The organism is Bradyrhizobium sp. SZCCHNRI1029, assembly GCF_032487555.1.
Classification (GTDB): domain Bacteria; phylum Pseudomonadota; class Alphaproteobacteria; order Rhizobiales; family Xanthobacteraceae; genus Bradyrhizobium.
In genome coordinates this window covers 459527-481890 of sequence record NZ_JAUEUK010000001.1, presented here as the reverse complement: position 1 = coordinate 481890, position 22364 = coordinate 459527, and the positions used below count along the sequence as shown (strand labels likewise).

Below are 22364 nucleotides of genomic sequence, written 5' to 3'. Positions count from 1 at the left end.
GGAATCGGTCTGAGTATGTCGATGTGGTCCTGAAGGTGTCGGTCCGAGACGTCGCCGGAGTCAGCTTCGCTGTTCGTGCCTGACCTGACCGTTCATGACGGTCATCAGCACCTTTGTGTTGTGGATGTCGTGCGGGGCGACTTCGAACAGGTTTCTTTCAAGCACGATCAGATCGGCGAGCTTGCCGACCTCGATCGAACCGACCTTCTGGTCGAGCCCGAGCTGATAGGCCGGGCCCATGGTGGCGGCGCGGATCGCCTCTTCGAGGCTGATCCGCTCGTCGAGCGGCACCAAAGCCGGCTGATCCGGCTTGTTCAACTCCCGCCGCGTGGTCGCGATCTCGATCGCATCCAGCGGCTTGTAGGTGCTGTAATAGCCGGCGGCCGGCCAATCGGTGCCGAGCGAGATGTTGGCGCCGTGACGCAGGATCGAGCCGGTGCGAAACGCCTGCTCGGCGCGCGCGCCGACGCGCGGCCGCATCACGCCCTGCCAATAGGCATCCGCCACCGACCATTGGGCGGAGAACTGCGCGGTGACGCCGAGCTTGGCGAAGCGCGGCAGATCGTCAGGTGAAACAAATATGAGATGCGCCAGCGTGTGCCGGCGATCGCGCGGCGGATTGGCCTTGATCGCGGCTTCGAACGCGTCCAGCGACAGGCGGTTGGCGCGATCACCGTAGGAATGGATGTGAATATTGAGGCCCGCCCTGTCGGCGCGGCGGACGATGTCCTTGAACTGCTCCGGCGGGACCAGCGTCTCGCCGCTCGTGCTCGGATCGTCGCTATAGGGGGCCAGCAATGCGGCGGTCCGTTGGGCTTCGCCGCCGTCGATGTTGAGCTTGAGAACGGGCGCCTGCACCAGTTCGGAATTGAAGCGTCGACGCAGGGCCATCGCGATCGGCACGGGGTCGATCGCCGGATTGTTGTGGTAGGTCGATCCGACCACACGGAACGGCAGTTTTCCTTTGCGCTCCAGATCCTGATAGAGTTCGTAGCCTGTCTCCTCGGGCAGAACGAGCAGTCCGGCATCGAACACGCTGGTGATGCCGGCCGCCGACGCCTTCGGCAGCCACTGTGCGAGCGAGTCCGCAATATAGCCGGTCGTGAACGGCGAGATCGCGTTGAGGACCGGAAACATCGCCGGTGGCTCGACCAGATAGCCGGTCGGCTCTCCCGAGGCCGGGTCCCGCTCGAAGTAGCTGTAGCCGGGCAACGGATCCTTGGTCGCCTTGGTCACCTTGGCAATCGCCAGCGTCTTGGAATTGACCCAGGCGGAATGGCCATCGATCCCGACGAGAAAGACGGGCGTGTCCGGCCAGATCTGATCGAGATCCTCCTTGCGAGGGCCGGTCGGCGGAAAAGCGTTATAGCGCCAGCCGAAGCCGCGGACGATGCCGGCCTGGCCCAGCTTGGCGCGATAGGCCTTCAGGGCGTCGAGCATCTCCTCCCTTGTGTCGTACTGAAGATCGACACCCCGAGTCACGACAGCGCCCGCTATCGGATGGATGTGTCCTTCCACGAAGCCGGGCAGCAGCATCCTGCCGGCGAGATCGACGACGCGGGTCTTCGGGCCGATGAAGGACCGGACGCCCGCGTCATCGCCGACATAGACGATGTGCTTTTGCTTGACGGCGACCGCGCGGGCCCATTCCCGGCCGCCGTTCACGGTGTAGACCGGGCCGTTGCGAAACACGATGTCGGCCTTGCCGCCGCCGGTTCGCGCCTCGGCGTTCGTCGGAGCGGACACCGAAGCAACGCCGGCTGCGGCGAACGCCGCGCCTGCCTGCAGGAGCCTGCGTCGTGACGGCTCGGCCTCGTTGACGGAGCCAAAATCAAGCTGGAGCAAACCACGGAATCTTGCCCAGTTGCATGCGATGCACATGCATTCATCCTTACACGCTCTGCGGGAAACGCATTCTTCTTGATTCCGCGGATCATATGAACTCGGGGGAACTACGTAGCCCTTCGCGTGCGAAGCGTTCGCATGAGCCGTACGTGTTCGAGACGATTAGATTCGAATGACTGTCATTTCGGGAGGAAGTACGCGACGTCCGAAGCGGAATGGCCAATTCGAAGCAAGCAGGGGCCGCATCACCTTGTCATGGACGCCGGCCTGCGCCAGTTTGCGAGTGGGTTGCGAACTCATCCGATGTGCAGAGTTCAGCTCATGGCAACGAAATCGATGTAACCTGCAAGCGTGCGATTCGTGTGGCTCTGCGAGCAAGACCCCTGATCTGGCTGCTTTCGTGTAGCAACTGGCGGTCTCGCTTCGCTCGGCAATGTGTTCTCATGATCTTGCTTGCTGGCCGTGATGCTCCAGCTGAGGGGTGACGGCAGACCGACGGAGTGAAGAATGTTCACACTGGCACATGCAGGGACTTGGCTCGTCGTCGGCTTGATTGGTGGCGGCCTTGCCGGAATCCTGGTGAAGCGCCGCCGAGCCGGTTTCGGGCTCCTCACCAACATCGGATTGGGATGCGTCGGCGCCCTCATCGGTGGTGTCTTGTTCAACCTGTTCGGGTTGTTTCCAGGCATGGGCAGCATCGTCATTTCGCTGCGCGATGTCGTCGCGGCGTTCGTCGGCTCGCTGGTCCTGCTGGCGGCAATCTGGTTGTGGGGCGCAGCCCGCGAACCGAGTCCGCGCTGACCGCAGGCGGTGGTCAGCCGGAGTGACGCGCGGTCTCCGCGCGCCAGTCGCGCGGGCGCATGCCGAAGCGCTGCTTGAAGCGGCGCGTGAAGTGCGACAGATCCGAAAAGCCCCAGTCGAAGGCGATGCGGCCGATGTCGCGGCCGCATCGGGCGGGATCGCGCAGATCGCGCGCTGCGCCATCGAGCCGGCGCTCCATCACCAGGTCGGAGAAGCTGGTCCCGGCGCGGGCCAGCAGCTTGTGCACATAGCGCTCGCTGATCCCGACGACAGATGCGATGGTCGCCACCGTCAGGCCGGGCTCGCGCACCCGCTCGTGAATGGCGCGGCGTAGCGCCAAGGTCGTCGCATCGGCAAATGAGGTGGTCGCATGCGTCTCGCGGCGGCCGCGGCGCGCCAGGCTCAGCGCCACCAGATCGAGCAGCACGCCGAACAGCGCCGACGCATCGTCGGGCGCGAGCCGCAGCGCATTGGCGTTGAGGGAGCGCGCCGTCTCCACGATCAGTGCGCCGACGCATGGATCGTCGGACAGCCGCGTCGGCGCGATGTCCGGCTCGGCCGGCAGGCGGCTGCACAGCGCATCGGCGGGGACGCGGAACGAGATCACGCCGAGCGACGGCCCGCGATCGTGCTGCAGCACGAAGGTGCGATCGCTGTCGAAGATGCCGACCTGACCGGCGGACAGGCTGACATCGCATTCGTCCTGCAGGATGGTGCAGCGGCCGGCCAGCTTGAGGTTGAGATAGAAGCAGCGCTGGGTGGAAGCGGCGATGTCCGTGCGCGAGCGGCGTACGATGTGCTCGGGAAAGCTGACGCGGTTGATGGCGCCGCTCCCAAGGCTGATGCTTTGCACCTCCGCAGCGAATCCGATGCCGCGCGCCGGCTCCGGCGTCAAGTTCATGAAGGCCTGGCAGATCGCCTCGCGGTAATACGAGAACTGCTCCTCCGGCCGCACCGCCGCCGTATTCCAGCTCCGCTGCCGTTCCGGCTCGGCGCCCATCGGTTCACTCCGAGACCAATCGGGTTCAGTTGCAGCCAAGCGCCGCGGGCGCGGTCCGGCCCATAGTCCTTGCACCGCCTTCCATCGTGCAAAGGAACGTGATCATGTCAACCTACGTCCTGGTCCATGGCGCCTGGCATACCGGCGCCGAGCTCGAGCCGGTCGCCGCGCATATTCGCTCCGCCGGCCACACCGTCCATCTGCCGACCATCCGCGGCAACCGCCCCGGCGACGCAAGGACCACCGGACTCGACGAGGCGATCGCCTCGATCTGCGACTACTTCACCGAGCATGACATCACCGACGCCGTGCTGATGGGGCACTCCTATGGCGGCATGGTCATCACCGGCGTCGCCGACCGCATCGCTCAGCGCATCCGCCGCCTGGTCTACTGGAATGCGTTCGTGCCCAACGACGGCGAGTGCCTCAACGACATGGTGCCACCGCACTATGTTGCGCTGTTCGACGCGGTCGCTGCGGAGCGCGGCGACGGTTCGGTGGTGCTGCCGTTCCCGGTCTGGCGCGAGGCCTTCATCAACGACGCCGATCTCGCCACCGCGACGCGCACCTATGAGATGCTCAATCCGCATCCCAACAAGACCTTCACCGACAAGATCAAGCTGCGCGCCAATCCCGCCGAGATGGCAATCGCGAAATCCTACATCAACTGCACCGAGGACACGGCGCTGCCGCACAGCCTGCCATGGCATCCGCGGCTGTCCGGCAAGCTCGGCCTGTTCCGGCTGGTCCAGGTGCCCGGCAGCCATGAGCTGTGCTTCTCCGATCCCGGCCGGCTCGCGCAGGCGATCATGGATGCGGGACGCGATTGACGGCGCGTGTCGCCACGCGCTCCCGGTGTGGCGCCGGGCGGTCATCATTCCAGGTTGTGATCGGCGTCACATTCGCCGGGAGCGCGATCGGCCAGACTGATCTCCGATGAATGCAGCCCGGCGGGGCATCCATCCTCGCCGCACCATCGGAGAACGCGTCATGGCCCAGCTCCATCTGACGTCCCCTCGCGGACTTGCATCCAAGGTGTCCGCCGCGAATGCGCCCGCGCGCCCGGCCGCGACCAAGGCCGGCTGGCTCGCGATGGCCGCCGGCGCGATCACGACCGTGTTCGCCGCGATCGGCGCGGTGAACAGCGTCCTTCCCGCGGCGTCGAACGTCGGCGCGGCCGTGCTCGAGGCGCTGAACGTGCCGGCCTGCCTGTCCTATTCCGATCGCTATGACGGCACGCAGAGCAGCTTCCGCAAGGAAGGCCAGCTCTGGCGCGAATATCCGCGCGGCTCGGAGACGTATAGTTACGAGTTCAAGGAGATCCGCCGCACGCGCCAGGAGATCATGCTGTGGAACGTGACGCCGCGCCCGAACGTGCCGGATGCCGCGAGCCTCGTCGTGCATCTGCCGGTGTGCGGCGGCATGGCGGTGCTGACTGAGGGCCTGCCCGAGCGCGCGACCAATCTGCAGCAGACCTGGCCCGACCGCGGCTGAGGCTCCGACGCGGACACGCGACTTCGGATTATTTCAGCACGATCCAGGCCGGCGCGTGGTCGCTGGCGCCGTCCTCGCCGCGGATGGCGCGGTCGACGCCGGCCTTGGCAAGGCGCGGCGCGAGTTGCGGGCTCAGCAGCAGGTGGTCGAGCCGCAGGCCGGCATCGCGCGGCCAGCGGTTGCGCTTGTAGTCCCAGAACGTGAACATCGGCGCGTCCGGATGCAGCATCCGGATCGCGTCGCACCAGCCTTGATCGACCAGCGCCTTGAAGGCGGCGCGGCTCTTCGGCTGGATCAGCGCGTCCTTGTCCCAGGATCGCGTCGGATAGATGTCGAGCGTAGCAGGCGCCACATTGTAGTCGCCGGCGAGCACGGCCGGCAGGTCGTCCTTGATGAAATCAGCCGCGTGCTTCTGCAGGCGTTTGAACCAGGCGAGCTTATAGTCGAATTTCGGCCCCGGCTGCGGATTGCCGTTCGGCAAATAGAGGCAGCCGACGACGAGGCCGCGCACCGCGGCCTCGATGTAGCGCGCCTCCTCGTCTCTGGGATTGCCGGGCAGGGCGGTGCGGGTCAGCACCGGCTCGGCCTTGCGCGCAAGGATCGCGACGCCGTTCCAGGTCTTCTGACCCTGCCACACCGCGCCATAGCCGGCCTTGGCGATCGCATCGACGGGGAAATCGGCCTGGGTGCATTTCAGCTCCTGCAGGCAGACGATGTCGGGCTTGGCCGCGCGCAGCCAGCGCAGCAGATTGGGGAGCCGCCGCCGGACATTGTTGATGTTGAAGGTCGCGATCTTCATGAGGCCCGTCGCCGTGGGGATGGTCCGGATGACCAAGCTCGCAATCGGCTTTTTGTTCACGCGGCAGCGTCGATGCAGCCAAGGCTGCCTACGAAAGCCCGGCCTGTCAGGCAACCCACGCGCTTCTCGGCGGCGCGAGTCGAGAGGCGCACGCATCTACTTCGGTCGCGACGTCACCAGCGCACGGATCTTGTCGGCATCCTCCGGCGTCGCGGGATTGTAGATCACCATGGTGAGGTCGGGCCGGCCATCGACGGCGAAGCCCGAAAATTCTATCGAGAGCGATCCGGCGACGGGATGCTCCAGAGCCTTCACGCCGTCACCGTGCCGCCCTTGCACATCGTTGTCGCGCCACATCGCCGCGAATTCCGGGCTCGTCGCGCAGAGCTCGTCGACCAGCGATTGGACATTGCGGGCCGCGCCGGCGCGGGCCACGTCGGCGCGGAAGGACGCGACCACATAGCGCGCCACGGCCTGCCAGTTGGGCTGTGCTGCGCGGACACGGCTGTCGTGGAACATCATGCGCAGAACATTGCGCTGGCCCTCCGGCAGGGTGCTGTAGTCGGTGAGGACAGCCGCAGCCGCCCTGTTCCAGGCGAGGATGTCCCATGTCGCCGTGCGAACGAAGGCGGGACTGTATTCCAGCGTATCGAGCACGCGTTGGAGACGGGGTGAGATGCCGTCGATCGCGTGATAGCGGGCTTCGGGTGGCCGGCCGAGACCGAGCAGGAACAGATGCTCGCGCTCGGCGTCGGTCAGCATCATGGCGCGAGCGATGCGGTCCAGCACGTCGGCGGAGGGCGCGCCGCCGCGCCCTTGCTCGAGCCAGGTGTACCAGGTGGCGCTCACATTGGCGCGTTGCGCCACCTCTTCGCGCCGAAGCCCCGGCGTTCGCCGCCGCTGCAGCGGCAGGCCGAAGGTGGTCGGATCGAGCTTGGCGCGGCGATCCCTGAGATAGGTCCCGAGAGGGTTGGCGTCCGTCATCCTGTTAGCGATTATACCCGTATAAAGTCACAACTTTACCCGCATGAGCAGCCTAGCAATATCCCGGCGGTCTGAACAGGGAGTGTGTCTCATGCGCGTATTCGTCACCGGCGCCGCCGGATTCATCGGCTCTGAAACCACCAGGGAGCTGATCGCCGCCGGGCATCAGGTCATCGGCCTCGCGCGCTCCGCCGAGAACGTCCGCACGCTCGAGCAACTGGGCGCGCAGGTTCATCGCGGCTCGCTGCAGGACCTCGACAGCCTGAAGCGCGGCGCGAGGGATGCCGACGGCGTGATCCATCTCGCCTTCATCCACGACTTCGCGAAATTCGCGGAGAACGGCGCCATCGACAAGGCCGCCATCGACGCCATGGGCGAGGTGCTGGTGGGCACGAACAAGCCGTTCATCGTCACCTCCGGAACGGGGCTCGTTGCGGCCAATGTGGTGGTCACCGAAGACATGCGGCGCGAGTCGTCAGCGCATGTCCCGCGCGTGTGCGAGCAGACGGGTCTCGCCTATGCGTCGCGCGGCGTGCGCGCAATGGTGATCCGCCTGCCGCAGGTTCACGGCGCCCCCGGAAGGGCCGGGCTGATCTCCTATCTGGTGGAGCTCGCGCGACAGAAGGGCCGCGCCGCCTATGTCGGCGAAGGCACCGAGCGCTGGGCCGCGGCGCATCGATCGGATGTCGCCCGCCTCTACCGGCTCGCCCTGGAGAAGGGCATTGCAGACGCGATCTACCACGCCGTCGGCGAGGAGGGCGTCCCCATGCGCGAGGTCATCGAGGTGATCGGCCGCGCGCTGAACGTGCCGGTCGTGTCGATCAGCAAGGAGGAGGCGGGCGACTACTACGGTCCACTGGCGATGTTCGCAGGGCTGGACATGCCGGCCTCCAGCGTCCTGACACAGCAGCGCCTGGGCTGGAGACCGGACGGGATCGGTTTGATCGCCGACATTGGCCAGCCGGACTACTTCAAGGCGTGAGCGCCGGCCGCGACCGACCCGCAGCGCCCATCTTGATCGAATGATGGCGCTCTTGCGCGACCAGCCCCGCAGCCCGGATGAGCGCGGCGACATCCGGGTTTTCCGATACGGCACGTGAGACCCCCGGATATCGCTGCGCTCATCCGGGCTACAGCAGCGGGCGCTGTCGCAGCCGTGTGCCGATATCCATCAGCCCGTCATTGCGAGCGCAGCGAAGCAATCCAGGGTGGCATGTGGGATTCTGGATTGCGTCGATTCGCCGCTGCGCTCGTAATGACGATGTGGCGCGCGCTCGGGCGCCTGAGGCGGAGGCGCTTCCTCTCACCAAAGTATGGCCCCTAGCTACATGTGCTCATTGTGCAGATTCTCGTTGTCATCCAGCCGACTTTTTAATGATTAAGATCATAGCCTCGCCCCTGGTCCGCCGAGCGGAGACCATGCGTGGAGGTTGGGTGTGAATGACGATGTGCCTTGGTACGTAAGTCTGATCATAGCCTGGTTGCCACTGATCATGTTCGTCTTGGCCGTTGCATGGAGCACCCGTCGGATTCAGACGTCTCTGACGGCCGGCGATGGTCGCTCGCTGGCGCAGATCGTCGGTGATCTGGCGGATGAGATGAAGCGGGCGAATGACAGAAGATTGTAGCCGGTCGCGCGACTCATCTGAACGAGCCGGGCGGTCTCGTAGATATTTGCAGGGAAGAAGCTGGGTATGACTAATGATGTTCCATGGTATGTAAGCCTGATTGTCTCCTGGCTTCCCTTCATCATATTCGTTGCCGCAATTCTCTGGAGTTCGCGGCAGCTGCGGAAGTCGCTCACTGCGAGTGATGGCCGCTCCCTGGCGCAGGTTGTCGACGATCTGGCGCGAGAGATGAAGCGCGCCAACGACATCCGTCATGACCAGGCACCCTAGCCAGCGTAGCTTGGCCCTAACGGGCGCGCCGAAACGCGGAATTCATCAACGATCTCAACGCGACTCACCCTGTCCAGTCCTTCGGCGAAAAATATTGTACTTCCGTTTATCAGAAAAACATGCTTCACTCCCTCCGTCCCGCCTCGGCACGAGGGGCGTATCGCGATCGTCATGACACGCGGGGTGGGATGTGGTGGGCGCTTGGGGTCGCAGCATGGCTTGAGGCCGTGCGGACGAACGGCACGAGACGCACGTCGAAGACGTATGGTCCTGGCATCTCGACGCTGATGCTACGCTGGCGGTGATGATCCGCCGGTCACGGGGGCAAGACAGCCGATCCCCGGGGAGAGTACGCATAAGGCGTAAAGCCATCGCGCGGGGAATGCCGGTTGACCGGCTGAACCTGTGGTGACTGCCGCCTGCTTTTTTTCTGCAGGCGGGCCATGGGTGAGGCCTTCACCCGGCATTCCCTGCGCCCTCGTCTTTCGAAGAGGGTGAAAAAGAGATGCAAGCCTCGGGCGTTGTATGCCGCGAGACCGATGGCTCATGTCAGTTCACCATCATTGCGAGCGCAGCGACTTGTCCGCCGTAGCTCGAAGAGCGAAGGCGGAAGCAATTCAGGGTGGTGTGCGGGACTCTGGATTGCTGCGCTCGCAATGACGATGTGGAAGCAGCTGTATGCACGTCAGACAGAGAGCGTTGCTGCGCGCGATCAGCTTTCCGCGGCCGCCGCACCGCCCTTGTAGATGCGATGATAGCGCCGGCCGAGATTGGTCAGGACTTCGTAGCCGATGGTGCCGAAATGATGCGCGAGCTCGTCGACGGTGATGCCTTCGCCGAGCAGGGTTGCGAAGTGGCCGCGGCGGGCGGCCTTCGGCGGCAGGTCGGTGACGTCGACGGCGATCAGGTCCATCGAGATGCGCCCTGCGATCGGGCAGCGCTGGCCGGCGATGATGACGTCGGCGCCGCGGGTGCCGTCGTTGGAAGAGGCGGCGCGGAAGTAGCCGTCGGCATAGCCGGCGGAGAGGATCGCGATCTTTGTCGGGCGGCGCGCCGTCCAGGTGCCGCCATAGCCGACCGTGTCGCCGCGCGCGAGATCGCGCAGTTGCACGATGCGCGCCTTGATCTCGGCCACCGGCTGCATCGGATTGTCGGCCTCCGGCGTCGGATTGACGCCGTAGAGCGCGGCACCGGGCCGCACCATGTCGAACTGGAAGGCGGCGCCGAGGAAGATGCCGGAGGAGGCGGCAAGCGCGGCAGGCACGCCGATGAACACGCTGGCGACCTCGCGGAACGCAGTGAGCTGGCGCGCGTTCGTCGGGCTGTTGATCTGCTCGGCGGAGGCCAGATGGCTCATCACCAGCGTGATGCCATGGTCGCCGGTCTGGATGCGCGGGATCATGCCCTGCGCATCGATCGGGCTGAGGCCGAGCCGGTTCATGCCGGTGTCGACATGGATGGCGGCGCCGCCCTTCCAGCCGGTGCGGCGGCAGAACATGTCCCATTCGGCGAGCTCGTTGAGCTCGCCGATGACCGGGCGGCAGTTGATCGCGGCGTAGTCGTCGCCGGTGTTCTGGAAGAAGCCGTCGAGCACGTAGAGCGCGGCCGTGTCGGGCAGGGCCGCGCGGGCGATCTTGGCCTCGGCGAGCGTCGCGACGAAGAAGGTCTTGCAGCCGGCCGCGGCGAGCGTGCGCGCCACCTGGGGAATGCCGCAGCCATAGGCGTCGGCCTTGATCACCCCGGCGCATTCGGCCGGCACTGCGGTCTTTTCCAGCTTGCGCCAATTGGCGGCGAGCGCGTCGAGATCGATGGTCAGCACGCCGGTGGCGCTGGCCGGGACAGCGTCGTCGACCGCCGAGACAGGTTGCTCGGCGGGTTTCTGTTCGGGAACACTCATGTGGCGCTTTTACGCGCCGCGGCGTCACGGTTCAACCGCGTCAGGTCAATAGTCGTGGTGCTGCGGCGGCAGGCCGTCATGGGCGAGGTCGCCGAAGCGGGTGACCGAGGCGTCGAAGTGCAGCTCGACCGTGCCGGTCGGGCCGTGGCGCTGCTTGCCGATGATCACCTCGGCCTTGCCGAGCGCCAGATCCATTTCCATCTGCCACTTCTGGTGCTCCTCGGTGCCGGGACGCGGCTCCTTGGCGGCCAGATAATACTCGCCGCGATACACGAACAGCACCACGTCGGCGTCCTGCTCGATCGAGCCGGATTCACGCAGGTCCGACAGTTGCGGCCGCTTGTCCTCGCGGTTCTCGACCTGGCGCGACAGCTGCGACAGCGCGATGATCGGAACGCTGAGCTCCTTCGCCAGCGCCTTCAGGCTGGTGGTGATCTCGGTGATTTCCTGGACGCGGTTGTCGTTGCCGCGCTTGCCCGAGCCCGACAGCAGCTGGATGTAGTCGATCACCAGCAGGTCGAGGCCCTTCTGGCGCTTCAGCCGGCGGGCGCGCGCCATCACCTGCGCGATCGAGATGCCGCCGGTTTCGTCGACATAGAACGGCAGCGACTGCAGCTCGATCGAGCATTCGCGCAGCTTCTCGAAATCGGCCTCCGTGATGCCGCCACGGCGGATGTGGCTGGAGGGAATGCCGGAGCGCTCGGCGATGATACGGGTGGCGAGCTGCTCGCCGCTCATTTCGCAGGAGAAGAACCCGACCACGCCGCCCTGCGCGGCGCGATAGGTGCCATCGGGCTGCAATTCGGGAACATAGGCCTGGGCGACGTTGTAGGCGATGTTGGTGGCGAGCGAGGTCTTGCCCATGCCGGGACGGCCGGCGAGGATGATCAAGTCCGAGTGCTGCAGGCCGCCCATCTTGGCGTCGAGATCGCGCAGGCCAGTGGAGATACCGGACAGCTTGCCGTCGCGCTGAAAGGCCTTGGCGGCCATGTCGAGCGCGGTCGTCAGCGCCTGGGAGAATTTCTGGAACCCGCCGTCATAGCGGCCGGACTCCGCGAGCTCGTACAGCCGGCGCTCGGCGTCCTCGATCTGGTTGCGCGGCGCGAAGTCCACCGGCGCGTCATAGGCGACGTTGACCATGTCCTCGCCGATGCCGATCAGGTCGCGGCGCAACGACAGGTCGTAGATGGTGCGGCCATAGTCCTGGGCGTTGATGATCGTGGTCGCTTCGGCCGCGAGCCGTGCCAGATACTGCCCGACGGTCATGCCGCCGATGTCGACGTCGGCCGGCAGGAACGTCTTCAAGGTCACGGGCGTCGCGACCTTGCCCATCCGGATCAGGCTGGACGCGGTCTCGAACACGGTCTGGTGCAGCGGCTCGAAGAAATGCTTCGGCTCGAGGAAGTCCGACACGCGATAGAACGCGTCGTTGTTGACCAGGATCGCGCCGAGCAGACCCTGTTCCGCCTCGATGTTGTGAGGAGCGCTGCGATAGGCCGGCGTTGCTGCGTCAGCCGACGCCAGCTTGTGAACGTTCGAATCGGTAAGTGCCATGACCGCGTGTTTAGCAGCTTTGAAGGGGAGGGGATAAAGCGCCAGTCGCGCGCGAAGCGGAAGCGAAAGCTGAGCGCAATTCACCGTCTGGTAAATCTGGTGGATGAATCCGGACTCGCCAGATGCCGCGCTTGACGGAACCGACAGGACTCAACGCCGCGCGAGCGCGAGCGACACGCCGGTGCAATCAACCGGCGCGATCGTTCGACACGTCGGCGAGGCGGGAACGAGAGCCGGTACGGCAGGGCGTGCCAGGGCCGCGCGTGGATCCGCGCCCGGCGTCAGACCAGCAGCAGATACAGGAGGGCGATCAGGGATGCTCCCACGCCCGCGGCGATCAGCGCGTAGTCGGTGCTGAAGTCGGTCTGGGGTTCCAACATGGCTCTGGCGGGGCTCGGGGACATGCCAGGACACTACGGCCGGGCTTCCCCGGGGTCTGTGAGCCAGTTCACAGACCGCACGATTTGTTTGAAAATTTGAGTCGGATGGGCATAATCTCGCGTTTGGGATGTAAGTCGTCCACCGAGCATCTCAGAATTGAAGTCGAGACCGGCGCGGCGCAGCCGAGGGAATGCGGCCGTCCGTCTCTGCAGGACCATTGCACTGGCGCCGCCCTCCGCTGTCGTCGCGGGCCGCGCGCGCTACTCACCCGCCATCTGCAGCGCCGGGCGGCTGCCGCGCTCGCGCGCCCGCAGCCGCGTCTCCTCACGGTGGACGTAGTCGCGCGTCATCGGCACGACGCCCTGGCGCTTCGTCAGCTGGATCTGGACATTCATCAGGTTCTGCTTGCGGAACCCCATTTCCGCGGCCGCCAGGTAGAACTCCCACATCCGCGCGAAGCGCTCGTCATAGAGCTGCACGGCCTCGTCGCGCCGGGCCATGAAGCGTTCGCGCCACGCCTTCAGGGTCTCCGCGTAGTGCAGGCGCAGGATCTCGATGTCGCAGACGAGGAGCCCGGCGCGCTCGATCGCCGGCAGAACCTCCGAGAGGGCTGGGACGTAGCCGCCGGGGAAGATGTATTTGGCGATCCAGGGATTGGTCGCATCAGGGCCCACGGAGCGTGCGATCGAATGCAGCAGCATGACGCCGTCGTCCGCGAGCAGCTCGGCGCTGCGGCGAAAGAAGGAGTCGTAGAAGGCGACCCCGACATGCTCGAACATGCCGACCGAGACGATGCGATCGAACGTGCCGGGCACGTCGCGATAATCCTGCAGCAGGAAGCGGGCGGAGGCGGAGAGGTGCCGTTCGGCCGCGCGGGCCTCGGCAACCTGCAACTGCTCGGCCGACAAGGTCACGCCGGTCACGTCGGCATCACACATCTCGGCCAGGTAAAGTCCAAGCCCGCCCCAGCCGCAGCCGATGTCGAGGACGCGATGGCGGCGGCCGATCAGCAGCTTGGCCGCGAGATGACGTTTCTTGGCGAGCTGGGCATCGTCCAGCGTCGCGTCCGGCGTCTCGAAATAGGCGCAGGAATATTGCCGGTCGGCATCGAGGAACAGCGAATACAGCCGCCCATCGAGATCGTAATGATGGGCGACGTTGCGGCGAGCGCGTGCCCGGATATTGAGCTGGCGCAGGTGCCGGATCAGATAGCGCAGCCACCATTGCGGCCTGGCCCAGTCGGGCACCACGGCCGGCTGGCTCATCACGATCGACAGCAGGTCCGCGATCTTTCCTCGTTCGACCACGAACGAGCCGTCCATATAGACCTCGCCGAGCGCGAGCTCGGGGTTGGCCAGAATCCGGCGCTCGGCTTCACGAGTCAGAAATCGTGCCGCCACGGGGACGCCGGTTCCATCCCCGCAGCTGAACGACGTGCCGCTGGCGGTCGTAAAGCTGATCGACCCACGGCGAATGAAGCTACTCAACAGACTTCGCAGCAAACGGTCCATCCACACCACCCAACGAGCTATTCCCGTGAGTTGCTGACTTTCCCGGCCGTCGCACTCGACGCTTTGAGAACCGATTGGTTCCCTATCATCACGTTGTTATGTTACCCAGCGGGCACAAGCCGACGCCACTGCCATGAACACAACGCCGATATTCCGAACCGTCATTGATCGATGGACATCTCGGCGCAGGAACATCTGTGCGCTTTCATTCGCTCCGCAATCCGTTAAAAAGGCCGCGGCCGCCGGCCTTTTGGCCGGTGTCCGGCATCTGACCGCCGGACGAGGTCTGAAGGGATCGCCGTCGAAGGCGTGGAGCGACCGCAACGTCCGCTGTCACGTTCGGCTGATAGCGAGAGGAAACACGGCAGCGGATGTCGCGCGGGGCGGCGCCGTGTGGGCGAAACCATAGCTGGAGAATGAGAATGGTGGGCCGAGCGCTCAATTTGGCGACGGTGGTGGCGGTGTTCTGCATGGGCTTCGCGGGGGCCGCCGTTGCGCAGGAAAATCTCGATGCGGGCAAGAGTCCTGCGCAAATCTACAACGGGACCTGCGTGGTCTGCCACAAGTCGCCGCGCGGCCTGGCCAAGAACACCTCGGCCAGCTCGCTGCCCGGGTTTCTGCGCCAGCATTACACGACGAGCCCCGAGATGGCCGGCGTGCTCGCCAACTACCTGATTGCGAACGGCGCTGCGGATGCGCGATCAACGGGCCATTCCGGCAAGGAGACGCGATCCGAGCGCCGCGCCCGGTCGGCCGCCACCGAGCCGCCCGAGGCGAAACCGGCCGCCGCGGATGCTGCTGCGAGCCCAGGCGAGCCGCGCCGCCGTTCGGGTCATCACTCCAAGCGCTCCGCGCCGGCCGAGGCGAAGCCCGACGCGGCAGCAGATCCAGCCGCTGCGCCGGCCGACGGCGAGGGCAGCGCGCCCGCGAAGAAGGGCCGGCTCGGCAAGCGCAAGAAGCCGGCCCAGGAGGGCTCGGCTGCGGAGGAGACGCGCGGCGAGCCGACCGGTGCGACCCGCCCGTCGGCGTCGCGCGAGGACAGCGCTGCCGGCTCCGAGCCGCCGCGGGTCGAGCCGGCAAGATCGAGCGAGGCCGCGCCGGCGCTGCGCGCCGACCCGGTCCCGCCGGTGACGCCGGCGCCGGCCACGACCCAGTCGGTGCCGTCGGATCCCTCGGTTCCGTCCTCGCCCTCGCGGTGAGACGACAATGAAAAAGCCCGGCTCGTTGAGCCGGGCTTTTCCGCAAATGGGCTGGCGCGCTTACTGCTGCGCAGGCTCGCCGGCAGCGCCCTCGTCCTGGGCCTCCGGATCGAAGAACTCGCCGGCGGCGGCAATCGCTTCGGCGGCGGCGTCGCGGTCCTCCTGGCGGGTCGAGATGTCCTCGCCGCGCTTGATGCGCTCGGCCTCGTCGGCGCTGCGGGCGACCGTCACGGTCACCGAGGTCTCGACCTCCGGGTGGATCGCGATGGTGATCGTCTGCTTGCCGATCGTCTTGATCGGGGCGTCGAGCCAGACCTGCGGCCGGCTCACGGTGATGCCGTCGGCGGCGAGGGCGGCGACGATGTCGCGCACCGAGACCGAGCCGAACAGCTGGCCGGATTCGGAGGCCTGGCGGATGATGACGATGTCGCGGCCGTCGATCTTCTCGGCGACCTTGGCCGCCTCGCCCTTGGCCTTGATGTTGTTGGCCTCGAGCTCGGCCTTCATGCCCTCATACTTGGCCTTGTTCTCGGCGGTGGCCCGCAGCGCCTTCTTGCGCTTCAGCAGGAAGTTGCGGGCGAACCCGTCCTTGACCTTCACGATCTCGCCCATCTGGCCGAGCTTGGCGACACGTTCCAGCAGAATGACTTCCATCGATGTTCTCCTTGTGATGTTCGGAAGCGGTTGGTGTGAGATTGAACTTTTACGGCACCGGCAAAGGCGGCGGCTGCCGCGGGCCGTAACGGTGACGGAGGTCGAAGGCGGCGTCGGCGAGGCCGAGGACGATCATCGCCAGCATGGGGATCGGCCAGATGAAGGTCAGCATCAGCGCGTAGGCGAGACCGAGCCAAAGCGGCCGGGTGCGCAGCGGCAAGGTCAGCGTATGCAGGACCGCGAAGCCGGTGAGCGCATAGGCGGTCAGCAGCGCTGCGGCGGCGATTCGCGCCAGCATGCCGATCAGCCCGCCCGGGAAGCAGAACGCGATGATCGCAAACAGCGCCGGCAGCGTCATCAGCGGCAGCTTGGTGTCGCGCAGGCGCGGCCATGGGCGCATCAGCCGGCCGGAGATCGCCGTGATCTTTGCGGCCGCCAGGACGTTGAGCGACAGGATCGTGGTCATGATCACCGCGGCCATCGGCGGCGCCATGAAGACCAGGATCTCGACCAGCCGGGGAATGTCGACCGCATCGGTCGACGTGACGGTATTGCTGAGCACGCGCGACAGCAGCCGCCTGAGACCCTGATTGGTGGCCGTCATGTCGGTGCCGAAGGAGAACGCGGCAATCAGCGCTGCGATCACCGCGATCCACAGCAGGATGTTGCCGGGCGGATACCATTCGATGCCATCCTGGCCGGACGGGCTGGTCGTCGGACGGCCGAGCAGGACGAGGTGGCCGAGCCACCAGGCCGGCAGCGTCACGGAGACGGCAAAGGCGAGAGCGCGATCGAAGCCGAAGATGGCCAGCACGCAAGCGGTTGCTACGAGACCGCCGATGACGGCGCAAAGCCGGCCCCAGGCGATTGCAGCGACGAGCAGCGGCACGGGCGCGAGCAGCGCAAGCACGAGCGCCGTCATCACGCCCGATCCGGTCGAGGCGAACATGACCGCGGAGGCAGCGCCTGCCGCGAGCGCGATGAGAAGCGTTCCGATCATCAGCTGTCCCGCTCCCTTCGAGCGGTTAGAGGCGCCTTCGCCCCAACCATCGGCGACCGGACGACCCGGAAGCCTTATGAGAATTCAACGGAAGGAGCCGGCGGCGCGGGGCCGCCGGTCCGAGGTCCGCAATCAGCGGATGACGTAAGGCAGCAGGCCGAGGAAGCGGGCGCGCTTGATGGCGCGCGCGAGTTCGCGCTGCTTCTTGGCGGACACGGCCGTGATGCGGCTCGGCACGATCTTGCCGCGCTCGGAGACGTAGCGCATCAGCAGCTTGGAGTCCTTGTAGTCGATCTTCGGCGCGTTCGGCCCGGAGAACGGGCAGGTCTTGCGGCGGCGGAAGAACGGGCGACGTGCGGGGGCTTCAGCCATTGATCTTACTCCTCGTCCGCAGTTTCTTCGTCACGGGGCCGGCGCGGGCCGCGATCGCCACGGTCACCGCGATCGCCACGGAAGCCGCCGCCATCGCGCTCACCACGGAAGCCACCGCCGCGGTCGTCGCGCTCACGGTCGCGATCGGCCTTGCGCATCATCGCCGACGGGCCTTCCTCGAGCTCGTCGACGCGGACGCTGAGGTAGCGGATCACGTCTTCGCTGATCCGCTCCTGGCGCTCGATCTCGGCGATCGCCGCGGACGGCGCGTCGATGTTGAGCAGCACGAAGTGGGCCTTGCGGTTCTTGTTCATGCGGTAGGTGAGGGAGCGAACGCCCCAATTCTCGGACTTCGTGACCTTACCGCCGAGACCTTCGACGATACCGGTCATCTGAGCCGTCAGTTCTTCCACCTGCTGGGTGCTCGCGTCCTGACGCGCGAGGAATACATGCTCGTAAAGCGGCATGGCTGTCCTTTCCAAGTTGGCGCAAATCCCGGCGTCAAGCCCTTCGAGACCTTGTGGAAAGGACTCGCAGACGTCAGCTCAGAAGGCGGGAACACGGGACGACGGGCCGACTGGCCCTGCCACATCAAAGTCACCAGGACAGCTTGGAGAGGTTAAATCCCCAAGGTTGAGCAAGGTGAGTTTGCTGGGACCGTCCGTTCAGCTCCCGGCTCGGGATCCACGGATGGCGCGCCTTATACCGATTTTCGGGGCCAAGGCAAGGGAAAGTGGTCGAATTGCGCCCGTCACGTGCTTGACATCACAGGGCCGGCCAGTGTCTTTCCGGCCAAAGTTACTCAATTCCAGGGATTTTGGAACGTTCAGGGGGCGGCCATGACGGCAGCATTCACTTTTCCGGGGCAGGGGTCCCAAGCCGTCGGCATGGGCAAGGCGCTCGCCGACTCCTTCCCGGTGGCTCGTTCGGTGTTCGAGGAGGTCGATGCCGCCCTCGGTGAGAAGCTGACGACCATCATTTGGGAAGGTCCGGCCGAGACCCTGCAGCTGACCGAAAATGCCCAACCCGCTCTGATGGCGGTCTCGATGGCAACCTTGCGGGTGCTGGAAACCGAAGCCGGATTCTCGGTCGGACGCGACGCCGCCTTTGTCGCAGGTCACTCATTGGGCGAATACTCGGCGCTGGCCGCCGCCGGCAGCCTGACGATTGCGGATACTGCCCGCCTGCTGCGCACCCGTGGGCTTGCCATGCAGAAGGCCGTTCCGGTGGGCGTCGGCGCCATGGCCGCGCTGCTGGGGATGGATTATGAGGCGGCTGTAGCGGTCGCCGAAGAGGCGGCCCAGGGCGAGGTCTGCCAGGCCGCCAACGACAATGGCGGCGGCCAGGTGGTGGTGTCCGGCAACAAGGCCGCCGTCGATCGCGCCGTCGAGATCGCCCGCGCCAAGGGCGCGAAGCGCGCCATGCTGCTGCCGGTCTCCGCGCCGTTCCACTGCAAGCTGATGCAGCCGGCGGCGGACGTCATGGCGGAGGCGCTGTCCAAGGTCACGATCAAGGCTCCGGCCTCGCCCCTGGTCTCGAACGTACTCGCGGCGCCGATCAGCGATCCCAACGAGATTCGCCGTCGCCTGGTCGAGCAGGTCACGGGTACGGTGCGCTGGCGCGAATCGATCGCATATATGGCGGGCCAGGGCGTGACACGGTTCTTCGAGATCGGCGCCGGCAAGGTGCTCAGCGGCCTGGTCAAGCGGATCGCGGATGGTGCGGTCGGCGTCGCCGTCGGCGGCCCGTCGGATATCGTGGCCGCGAAGGATGCGCTGGCCGCGGCGAAAACGTCGTAAGTGGCCGCTTGGAAGCGGCATTGAGGAGAGTTGGATGTTCGATCTGAGTGGCAGGACCGCGCTGGTGACCGGCGCGACCGGCGGCATCGGCAACGCGATCGCGAAGGCCTTGCATGCCCAGGGGGCGACCGTTGCCGTTTCCGGCACCCGGCGCGAGGTGCTCGAGACCCTCGCCGGCGAGCTGGGCAGCCGTGTGCATGTGCTGCCTTGCAACCTGTCCGACGCGGCCGAGGTCGAGGCGCTGGTGCCGGCCGCCGAGCAGGCGATGGGGCAGGTCGACATTCTCGTCGCCAACGCCGGCATCACCCGCGACAACCTGTTCGTGCAGCTCCGCGACGAGGATTGGGACGAGGTGATCAAGGTCAACCTGACCGCGACATTCCGTCTCTCGCGTGCCGCCACCAAGCTGATGATGCGCAAGCGCTTCGGCCGCATCATCGCGATCACCTCGATCGTCGGCGTCACCGGCAATCCGGGGCAGGGCAATTACACGGCGTCCAAGGCCGGCATCATCGGCATGATCAAGACGCTCGGCGCCGAATATGCCAAACGCGGCGTGACCGCCAACTGCATCGCACCCGGCTTCATCAAGACACCGATGACCGACGCTCTGAACGAGAAGCAGCGCGAGTCGATCCTCGCCAAGGTGCCGGCGGCGCGGTTGGGCACGCCGGAGGACATTGCTGCAGCTGCGGTGTACCTCGCCTCCAACGAGGCGGCGTATGTCACGGGGCAGACCATCCACGTCAATGGCGGCATGGCCATGATCTAGGCTCTGCCGTGGCTCGGAATGCGGCGAAAAGACGTCGCGACCACTATACCGGGCCGTGTGGTCAATGATTCGCGTGTATGGTAACCGGGCAGCTGATCGGGGCACGAAGAACGCCATTGCAGGATTTCCAAACCCTGTATATTGGCGGGGCGAGCTGCCATCGTTCGCCGGGCCTCCGTCGGCTGGTGCTGCTGATCCGGGTTCCTGTTTGAGCGCTCTGGATCGGAGGCGTACCGGCCTCATGGAGAGTGTGGATTGGAGTTTGTGAGTGGCCCCGTTTCCGAAGTTTTCGGACCGCAAGTCGTCCGCCAAATTTCGGTAAAGGGGCGCTGCGGGGCAAATCTGGTTTTGCGCGATCGCGAAGGAAGTTTAGCGGCCGGGGTGATGCGGATCATCCGGGGGTCGGGTCTTAAAGGAACAAGCACGAGGTTTGAACGATGAGTGAGATTGGCGAGCGGGTTAAGAAGATCGTGGTCGAACACCTTGGTGTCGAGCCCGAGAAAGTGGTCGACAACGCGAGCTTCATTGACGACCTCGGTGCTGACAGCCTCGATACGGTCGAGCTCGTCATGGCCTTCGAGGAAGAGTTCGGGTGCGAGATTCCGGACGACGCCGCGGAGACGATCCTGACCGTCGGCGACGCCACCAAGTTCCTCGAGAAGAACGCCAAGAGCTGACGCTCCGGCGAGAGTTGCGCGAAACCGGCCGATCCGTCTTGTGCGGTCGACCGGTTTCTTGCTGTTGGCGGCGTCGTGATGAGCCGTCATCTGGCGGCTGGCGATGGACGATTCGGACGCGCTGCCCGGCCAGAACATGTTACTCGAACAATTGACCCGAGGTGCGGCGACGGCCGTCAGCCGATGCACAAGCGCTCAAGGTCGGGTCTGGAGAAACGAACATGAGGCGGGTTGTCGTCACTGGCCTTGGCATGGTTTCGCCGCTTGGCTGTGGTGTGGAAACGACCTGGCAGCGCATCCTTCAGGGCAAGAGCGGTGCGCGCTTGATCGAGTCGTTCGAGGTCTCCGATCTTCCCGCCAAGGTGGCCTGTCAGGTGCCGCGCGGCGATGGCTCCGACGGCACCTTCAATGCCGACCAGTGGATGGAGCCGAAGGACCAGCGCAAGGTCGACGATTTCATCATTTTCGCGATGTCTGCGGCGCGTCAGGCGCTCGATGACGCCAACTGGCATCCTGCGACGGAAGAGGACCGCTGTGCCACCGGCACGCTGATCGGGTCCGGCATCGGGGGCCTCTCGGGCATTGCCGACACTGCGATCCTCCTGAAGGAGCGCGGTCCGCGCAAAGTGTCGCCCTTCTTCATTCCCGGACGTCTGATCAATCTCGCCTCGGGCTATGTCTCGATCGAGCACGGGCTCAAGGGTCCCAATCATTCGGTCGTCACTGCGTGCTCGACCGGCGCGCATGCGATCGGCGACGCCAGCCGCCTGATCGCGCTCGGCGATGCCGATGTCATGGTCGCCGGCGGCACCGAATCGCCGATTTGCCGAATTGGCATGGCCGGGTTCTGCGCGGCGCGCGCGCTGTCGACCGGATTCAACGAGACGCCCGAGCGCGCGTCGCGCCCTTACGATAAGGACCGCGACGGCTTCGTGATGGGCGAGGGCGCCGGCGTGGTCGTGCTCGAGGAGTATGAGCACGCCAAGGCACGTGGCGCGCGGATCTACGCCGAGGTCTCCGGCTACGGACTCTCCGGAGATGCCTATCACATCACCTCGCCATCTCCGGACGGCGACGGCGGTTTTCGCAGCATGAGTGCGGCGCTGAAGCGCGCCGGTATCACGGCCGCCGACCTCGACTACATCAACGCGCACGGCACCTCGACTCAAGTCGGCGACGAGATCGAACTCGGCGCGGTCGAGCGCCTGCTTGGCAATGCCGCTTCGAAGATCTCGATGTCGTCGACCAAATCGTCGATCGGACATCTGCTCGGCGCGGCCGGCGCCGTCGAAGCCATCTTCAGCATTCTCGCGATTCGGGATAACATCGCCCCGCCGACGATCAATCTGGAGAACCCGTCGGTGGAAACCGCGATCGATCTCGTGCCGCATGCACCTCGCAAACGCGAGATCAACGTGGCACTGTCGAACTCGTTTGGTTTCGGCGGCACCAACGCGTCGGTGGTTTTACGGCGCGTGGTGACCTAGTGCGGAAGGACGGATGCCGCGCGGGCCGATTGTCGCTTGGTCACGCGGATATCCGACTGCAGCCACACTAGAACCCAAGACTTCGCGTGTCTTTCGCAGGTCGGCCTTCGGCGCCGATGCGGTAAGTGGATGCGCATGGCGGTGAGGCCCGGCGAAAACACCTTTTCGCCGTATTCGATGACGAGATGACGAATCGTTAAATGGGCGTGGACTTCAGGTCGCTTGCGTTGGGGAGCGCAC

At 65.6% G+C, this 22364-nt stretch carries 21 protein-coding genes; 9 read left to right on the top strand and 12 right to left on the bottom strand.

Annotation, left to right across the window (positions count from 1 at the left end):
• Nucleotides 1-60: 60 nt before the first annotated feature.
• On the bottom strand, nt 61-1746 hold the full coding sequence (locus QW861_RS02255; RefSeq protein WP_315749936.1) for an amidohydrolase: 1686 nt from the start codon (nt 1744-1746) through the stop codon (nt 61-63).
• Between the two features lie 606 nt (nt 1747-2352).
• Between QW861_RS02255 and QW861_RS02250 the strand changes: the two genes are divergently transcribed.
• Entirely contained in the window at nt 2353-2646 is a 294-nt protein-coding gene (locus QW861_RS02250) for a GlsB/YeaQ/YmgE family stress response membrane protein (RefSeq protein WP_315749938.1), read from the top strand.
• A gap of 13 nt (nt 2647-2659) precedes the next feature.
• On the opposite strand, the gene QW861_RS02245 is transcribed toward QW861_RS02250, so the two are convergent.
• A complete protein-coding gene (locus QW861_RS02245; RefSeq protein WP_315749939.1) occupies nt 2660-3646 on the bottom strand; it encodes a helix-turn-helix domain-containing protein in 987 nt (328 codons plus the stop codon).
• Between the two features lie 104 nt (nt 3647-3750).
• On the opposite strand from QW861_RS02245, the gene QW861_RS02240 reads away from it, so the two are divergent.
• Nucleotides 3751-4476, top strand: coding sequence for an alpha/beta hydrolase (locus QW861_RS02240; RefSeq protein WP_315749940.1), 726 nt, complete (start codon nt 3751-3753; stop codon nt 4474-4476).
• A 160-nt stretch (nt 4477-4636) separates the two neighbouring features.
• Nucleotides 4637-5140 (top strand): hypothetical protein, encoded by a 504-nt coding sequence (locus QW861_RS02235; RefSeq protein WP_315749941.1) that lies wholly within the window; start codon nt 4637-4639, stop codon nt 5138-5140.
• A 28-nt stretch (nt 5141-5168) separates the two neighbouring features.
• On the opposite strand, the gene xth is transcribed toward QW861_RS02235, so the two are convergent.
• Together xth and QW861_RS02225 are read right to left on the bottom strand one after the other, a co-directional pair.
• Complete coding sequence (xth, locus tag QW861_RS02230; protein WP_315749942.1) at nt 5169-5939, bottom strand: exodeoxyribonuclease III; 771 nt, start codon at nt 5937-5939, stop codon at nt 5169-5171.
• A gap of 156 nt (nt 5940-6095) precedes the next feature.
• On the bottom strand, nt 6096-6923 hold the full coding sequence (locus tag QW861_RS02225; RefSeq protein ID WP_315749944.1) for a helix-turn-helix transcriptional regulator: 828 nt from the start codon (nt 6921-6923) through the stop codon (nt 6096-6098).
• Nucleotides 6924-7014: 91 nt separating this feature from the next.
• On the opposite strand from QW861_RS02225, the gene QW861_RS02220 reads away from it, so the two are divergent.
• Entirely contained in the window at nt 7015-7905 is an 891-nt protein-coding gene (locus QW861_RS02220) for an SDR family oxidoreductase (protein WP_316192652.1), read from the top strand.
• Nucleotides 7906-8278: 373 nt separating this feature from the next.
• On the opposite strand, the gene QW861_RS02215 is transcribed toward QW861_RS02220, so the two are convergent.
• From QW861_RS02215 to QW861_RS02200, 4 genes are all read right to left on the bottom strand, one after another.
• A complete protein-coding gene (locus tag QW861_RS02215; RefSeq protein ID WP_315712435.1) occupies nt 8279-8806 on the bottom strand; it encodes a hypothetical protein in 528 nt (175 codons plus the stop codon).
• A gap of 727 nt (nt 8807-9533) precedes the next feature.
• The gene (alr, locus tag QW861_RS02210; RefSeq protein ID WP_316192651.1) at nt 9534-10718 is read right to left on the bottom strand and encodes an alanine racemase; all 1185 of its coding nucleotides are present in this window, start codon (nt 10716-10718) and stop codon (nt 9534-9536) included.
• Nucleotides 10719-10763: 45 nt separating this feature from the next.
• Nucleotides 10764-12272 carry a replicative DNA helicase gene (locus QW861_RS02205; RefSeq protein WP_315712432.1) on the bottom strand — a complete coding sequence of 503 codons (1509 nt, stop codon included), beginning with the start codon at nt 12270-12272 and terminating at the stop codon, nt 10764-10766.
• A gap of 641 nt (nt 12273-12913) precedes the next feature.
• On the bottom strand, nt 12914-14164 hold the full coding sequence (locus tag QW861_RS02200; RefSeq protein ID WP_316192650.1) for a cyclopropane-fatty-acyl-phospholipid synthase family protein: 1251 nt from the start codon (nt 14162-14164) through the stop codon (nt 12914-12916).
• Between the two features lie 422 nt (nt 14165-14586).
• Between QW861_RS02200 and QW861_RS02195 the strand changes: the two genes are divergently transcribed.
• Entirely contained in the window at nt 14587-15363 is a 777-nt protein-coding gene (locus QW861_RS02195) for a hypothetical protein (protein ID WP_316192649.1), read from the top strand.
• A 60-nt stretch (nt 15364-15423) separates the two neighbouring features.
• Here the strand turns inward: QW861_RS02195 and rplI are convergent, their stop codons facing one another.
• The 4 genes from rplI to rpsF form a co-directional block, all read right to left on the bottom strand.
• Nucleotides 15424-16017: a 50S ribosomal protein L9 gene (gene rplI / locus QW861_RS02190; protein WP_315826786.1), complete on the bottom strand. Its 594-nt coding sequence runs from the start codon at nt 16015-16017 to the stop codon at nt 15424-15426.
• 49 nt (nt 16018-16066) lie between these two features.
• Nucleotides 16067-17017 (bottom strand): hypothetical protein, encoded by a 951-nt coding sequence (locus tag QW861_RS02185; RefSeq protein WP_315749948.1) that lies wholly within the window; start codon nt 17015-17017, stop codon nt 16067-16069.
• A 132-nt stretch (nt 17018-17149) separates the two neighbouring features.
• The gene (gene rpsR / locus QW861_RS02180) at nt 17150-17389 is read right to left on the bottom strand and encodes a 30S ribosomal protein S18 (RefSeq protein WP_008963441.1); all 240 of its coding nucleotides are present in this window, start codon (nt 17387-17389) and stop codon (nt 17150-17152) included.
• A gap of 5 nt (nt 17390-17394) precedes the next feature.
• Nucleotides 17395-17856, bottom strand: a complete 462-nt coding sequence (gene rpsF, locus QW861_RS02175; RefSeq protein ID WP_315712423.1) for a 30S ribosomal protein S6 — start codon at nt 17854-17856, stop codon at nt 17395-17397.
• Nucleotides 17857-18228: 372 nt separating this feature from the next.
• Between rpsF and fabD the strand changes: the two genes are divergently transcribed.
• The 4 genes from fabD to fabF all read left to right on the top strand — a co-directional run bounded on the left by fabD (nt 18229) and on the right by fabF (nt 22124).
• Nucleotides 18229-19188 carry an ACP S-malonyltransferase gene (fabD, locus tag QW861_RS02170; protein WP_315712421.1) on the top strand — a complete coding sequence of 320 codons (960 nt, stop codon included), beginning with the start codon at nt 18229-18231 and terminating at the stop codon, nt 19186-19188.
• 34 nt (nt 19189-19222) lie between these two features.
• Nucleotides 19223-19960, top strand: a complete 738-nt coding sequence (fabG, locus tag QW861_RS02165) for a 3-oxoacyl-[acyl-carrier-protein] reductase (RefSeq protein ID WP_172109347.1) — start codon at nt 19223-19225, stop codon at nt 19958-19960.
• 437 nt (nt 19961-20397) lie between these two features.
• Complete coding sequence (locus tag QW861_RS02160) at nt 20398-20637, top strand: acyl carrier protein (RefSeq protein WP_006610957.1); 240 nt, start codon at nt 20398-20400, stop codon at nt 20635-20637.
• Between the two features lie 221 nt (nt 20638-20858).
• Nucleotides 20859-22124: a beta-ketoacyl-ACP synthase II gene (gene fabF, locus QW861_RS02155; RefSeq protein ID WP_316192648.1), complete on the top strand. Its 1266-nt coding sequence runs from the start codon at nt 20859-20861 to the stop codon at nt 22122-22124.
• Nucleotides 22125-22364 lie beyond the last annotated feature (240 nt).

Bases quoted from the DNA above. Each gene is read 5' to 3' on its own strand.
- xth (WP_315749942.1), bottom strand. From the start codon at position 5,939: ATGAAGATCGCGACCTTCAACATCAACAATGTCCGGCGGCGGCTCCCC.
- QW861_RS02250 (WP_315749938.1), top strand. From the start codon at position 2,353: ATGTTCACACTGGCACATGCAGGGACTTGGCTCGTCGTCGGCTTGATT.
- rpsR (WP_008963441.1), bottom strand. From the start codon at position 17,389: ATGGCTGAAGCCCCCGCACGTCGCCCGTTCTTCCGCCGCCGCAAGACC.
- QW861_RS02245 (WP_315749939.1), bottom strand. From the start codon at position 3,646: ATGGGCGCCGAGCCGGAACGGCAGCGGAGCTGGAATACGGCGGCGGTG.
- alr (WP_316192651.1), bottom strand. From the start codon at position 10,718: ATGAGTGTTCCCGAACAGAAACCCGCCGAGCAACCTGTCTCGGCGGTC.
- QW861_RS02200 (WP_316192650.1), bottom strand. From the start codon at position 14,164: ATGGACCGTTTGCTGCGAAGTCTGTTGAGTAGCTTCATTCGCCGTGGG.
- QW861_RS02195 (WP_316192649.1), top strand. From the start codon at position 14,587: ATGGTGGGCCGAGCGCTCAATTTGGCGACGGTGGTGGCGGTGTTCTGC.
- fabD (WP_315712421.1), top strand. From the start codon at position 18,229: ATGACGGCAGCATTCACTTTTCCGGGGCAGGGGTCCCAAGCCGTCGGC.
- QW861_RS02215 (WP_315712435.1), bottom strand. From the start codon at position 8,806: ATGACGGATGTCGTTGGCGCGCTTCATCTCTCGCGCCAGATCGTCGAC.
- QW861_RS02160 (WP_006610957.1), top strand. From the start codon at position 20,398: ATGAGTGAGATTGGCGAGCGGGTTAAGAAGATCGTGGTCGAACACCTT.
- fabF (WP_316192648.1), top strand. From the start codon at position 20,859: ATGAGGCGGGTTGTCGTCACTGGCCTTGGCATGGTTTCGCCGCTTGGC.
- QW861_RS02225 (WP_315749944.1), bottom strand. From the start codon at position 6,923: ATGACGGACGCCAACCCTCTCGGGACCTATCTCAGGGATCGCCGCGCC.
- rplI (WP_315826786.1), bottom strand. From the start codon at position 16,017: ATGGAAGTCATTCTGCTGGAACGTGTCGCCAAGCTCGGCCAGATGGGC.
- QW861_RS02220 (WP_316192652.1), top strand. From the start codon at position 7,015: ATGCGCGTATTCGTCACCGGCGCCGCCGGATTCATCGGCTCTGAAACC.
- QW861_RS02240 (WP_315749940.1), top strand. From the start codon at position 3,751: ATGTCAACCTACGTCCTGGTCCATGGCGCCTGGCATACCGGCGCCGAG.
- QW861_RS02205 (WP_315712432.1), bottom strand. From the start codon at position 12,272: ATGGCACTTACCGATTCGAACGTTCACAAGCTGGCGTCGGCTGACGCA.
- QW861_RS02185 (WP_315749948.1), bottom strand. From the start codon at position 17,017: ATGATCGGAACGCTTCTCATCGCGCTCGCGGCAGGCGCTGCCTCCGCG.
- fabG (WP_172109347.1), top strand. From the start codon at position 19,223: ATGTTCGATCTGAGTGGCAGGACCGCGCTGGTGACCGGCGCGACCGGC.
- QW861_RS02235 (WP_315749941.1), top strand. From the start codon at position 4,637: ATGGCCCAGCTCCATCTGACGTCCCCTCGCGGACTTGCATCCAAGGTG.
- rpsF (WP_315712423.1), bottom strand. From the start codon at position 17,856: ATGCCGCTTTACGAGCATGTATTCCTCGCGCGTCAGGACGCGAGCACC.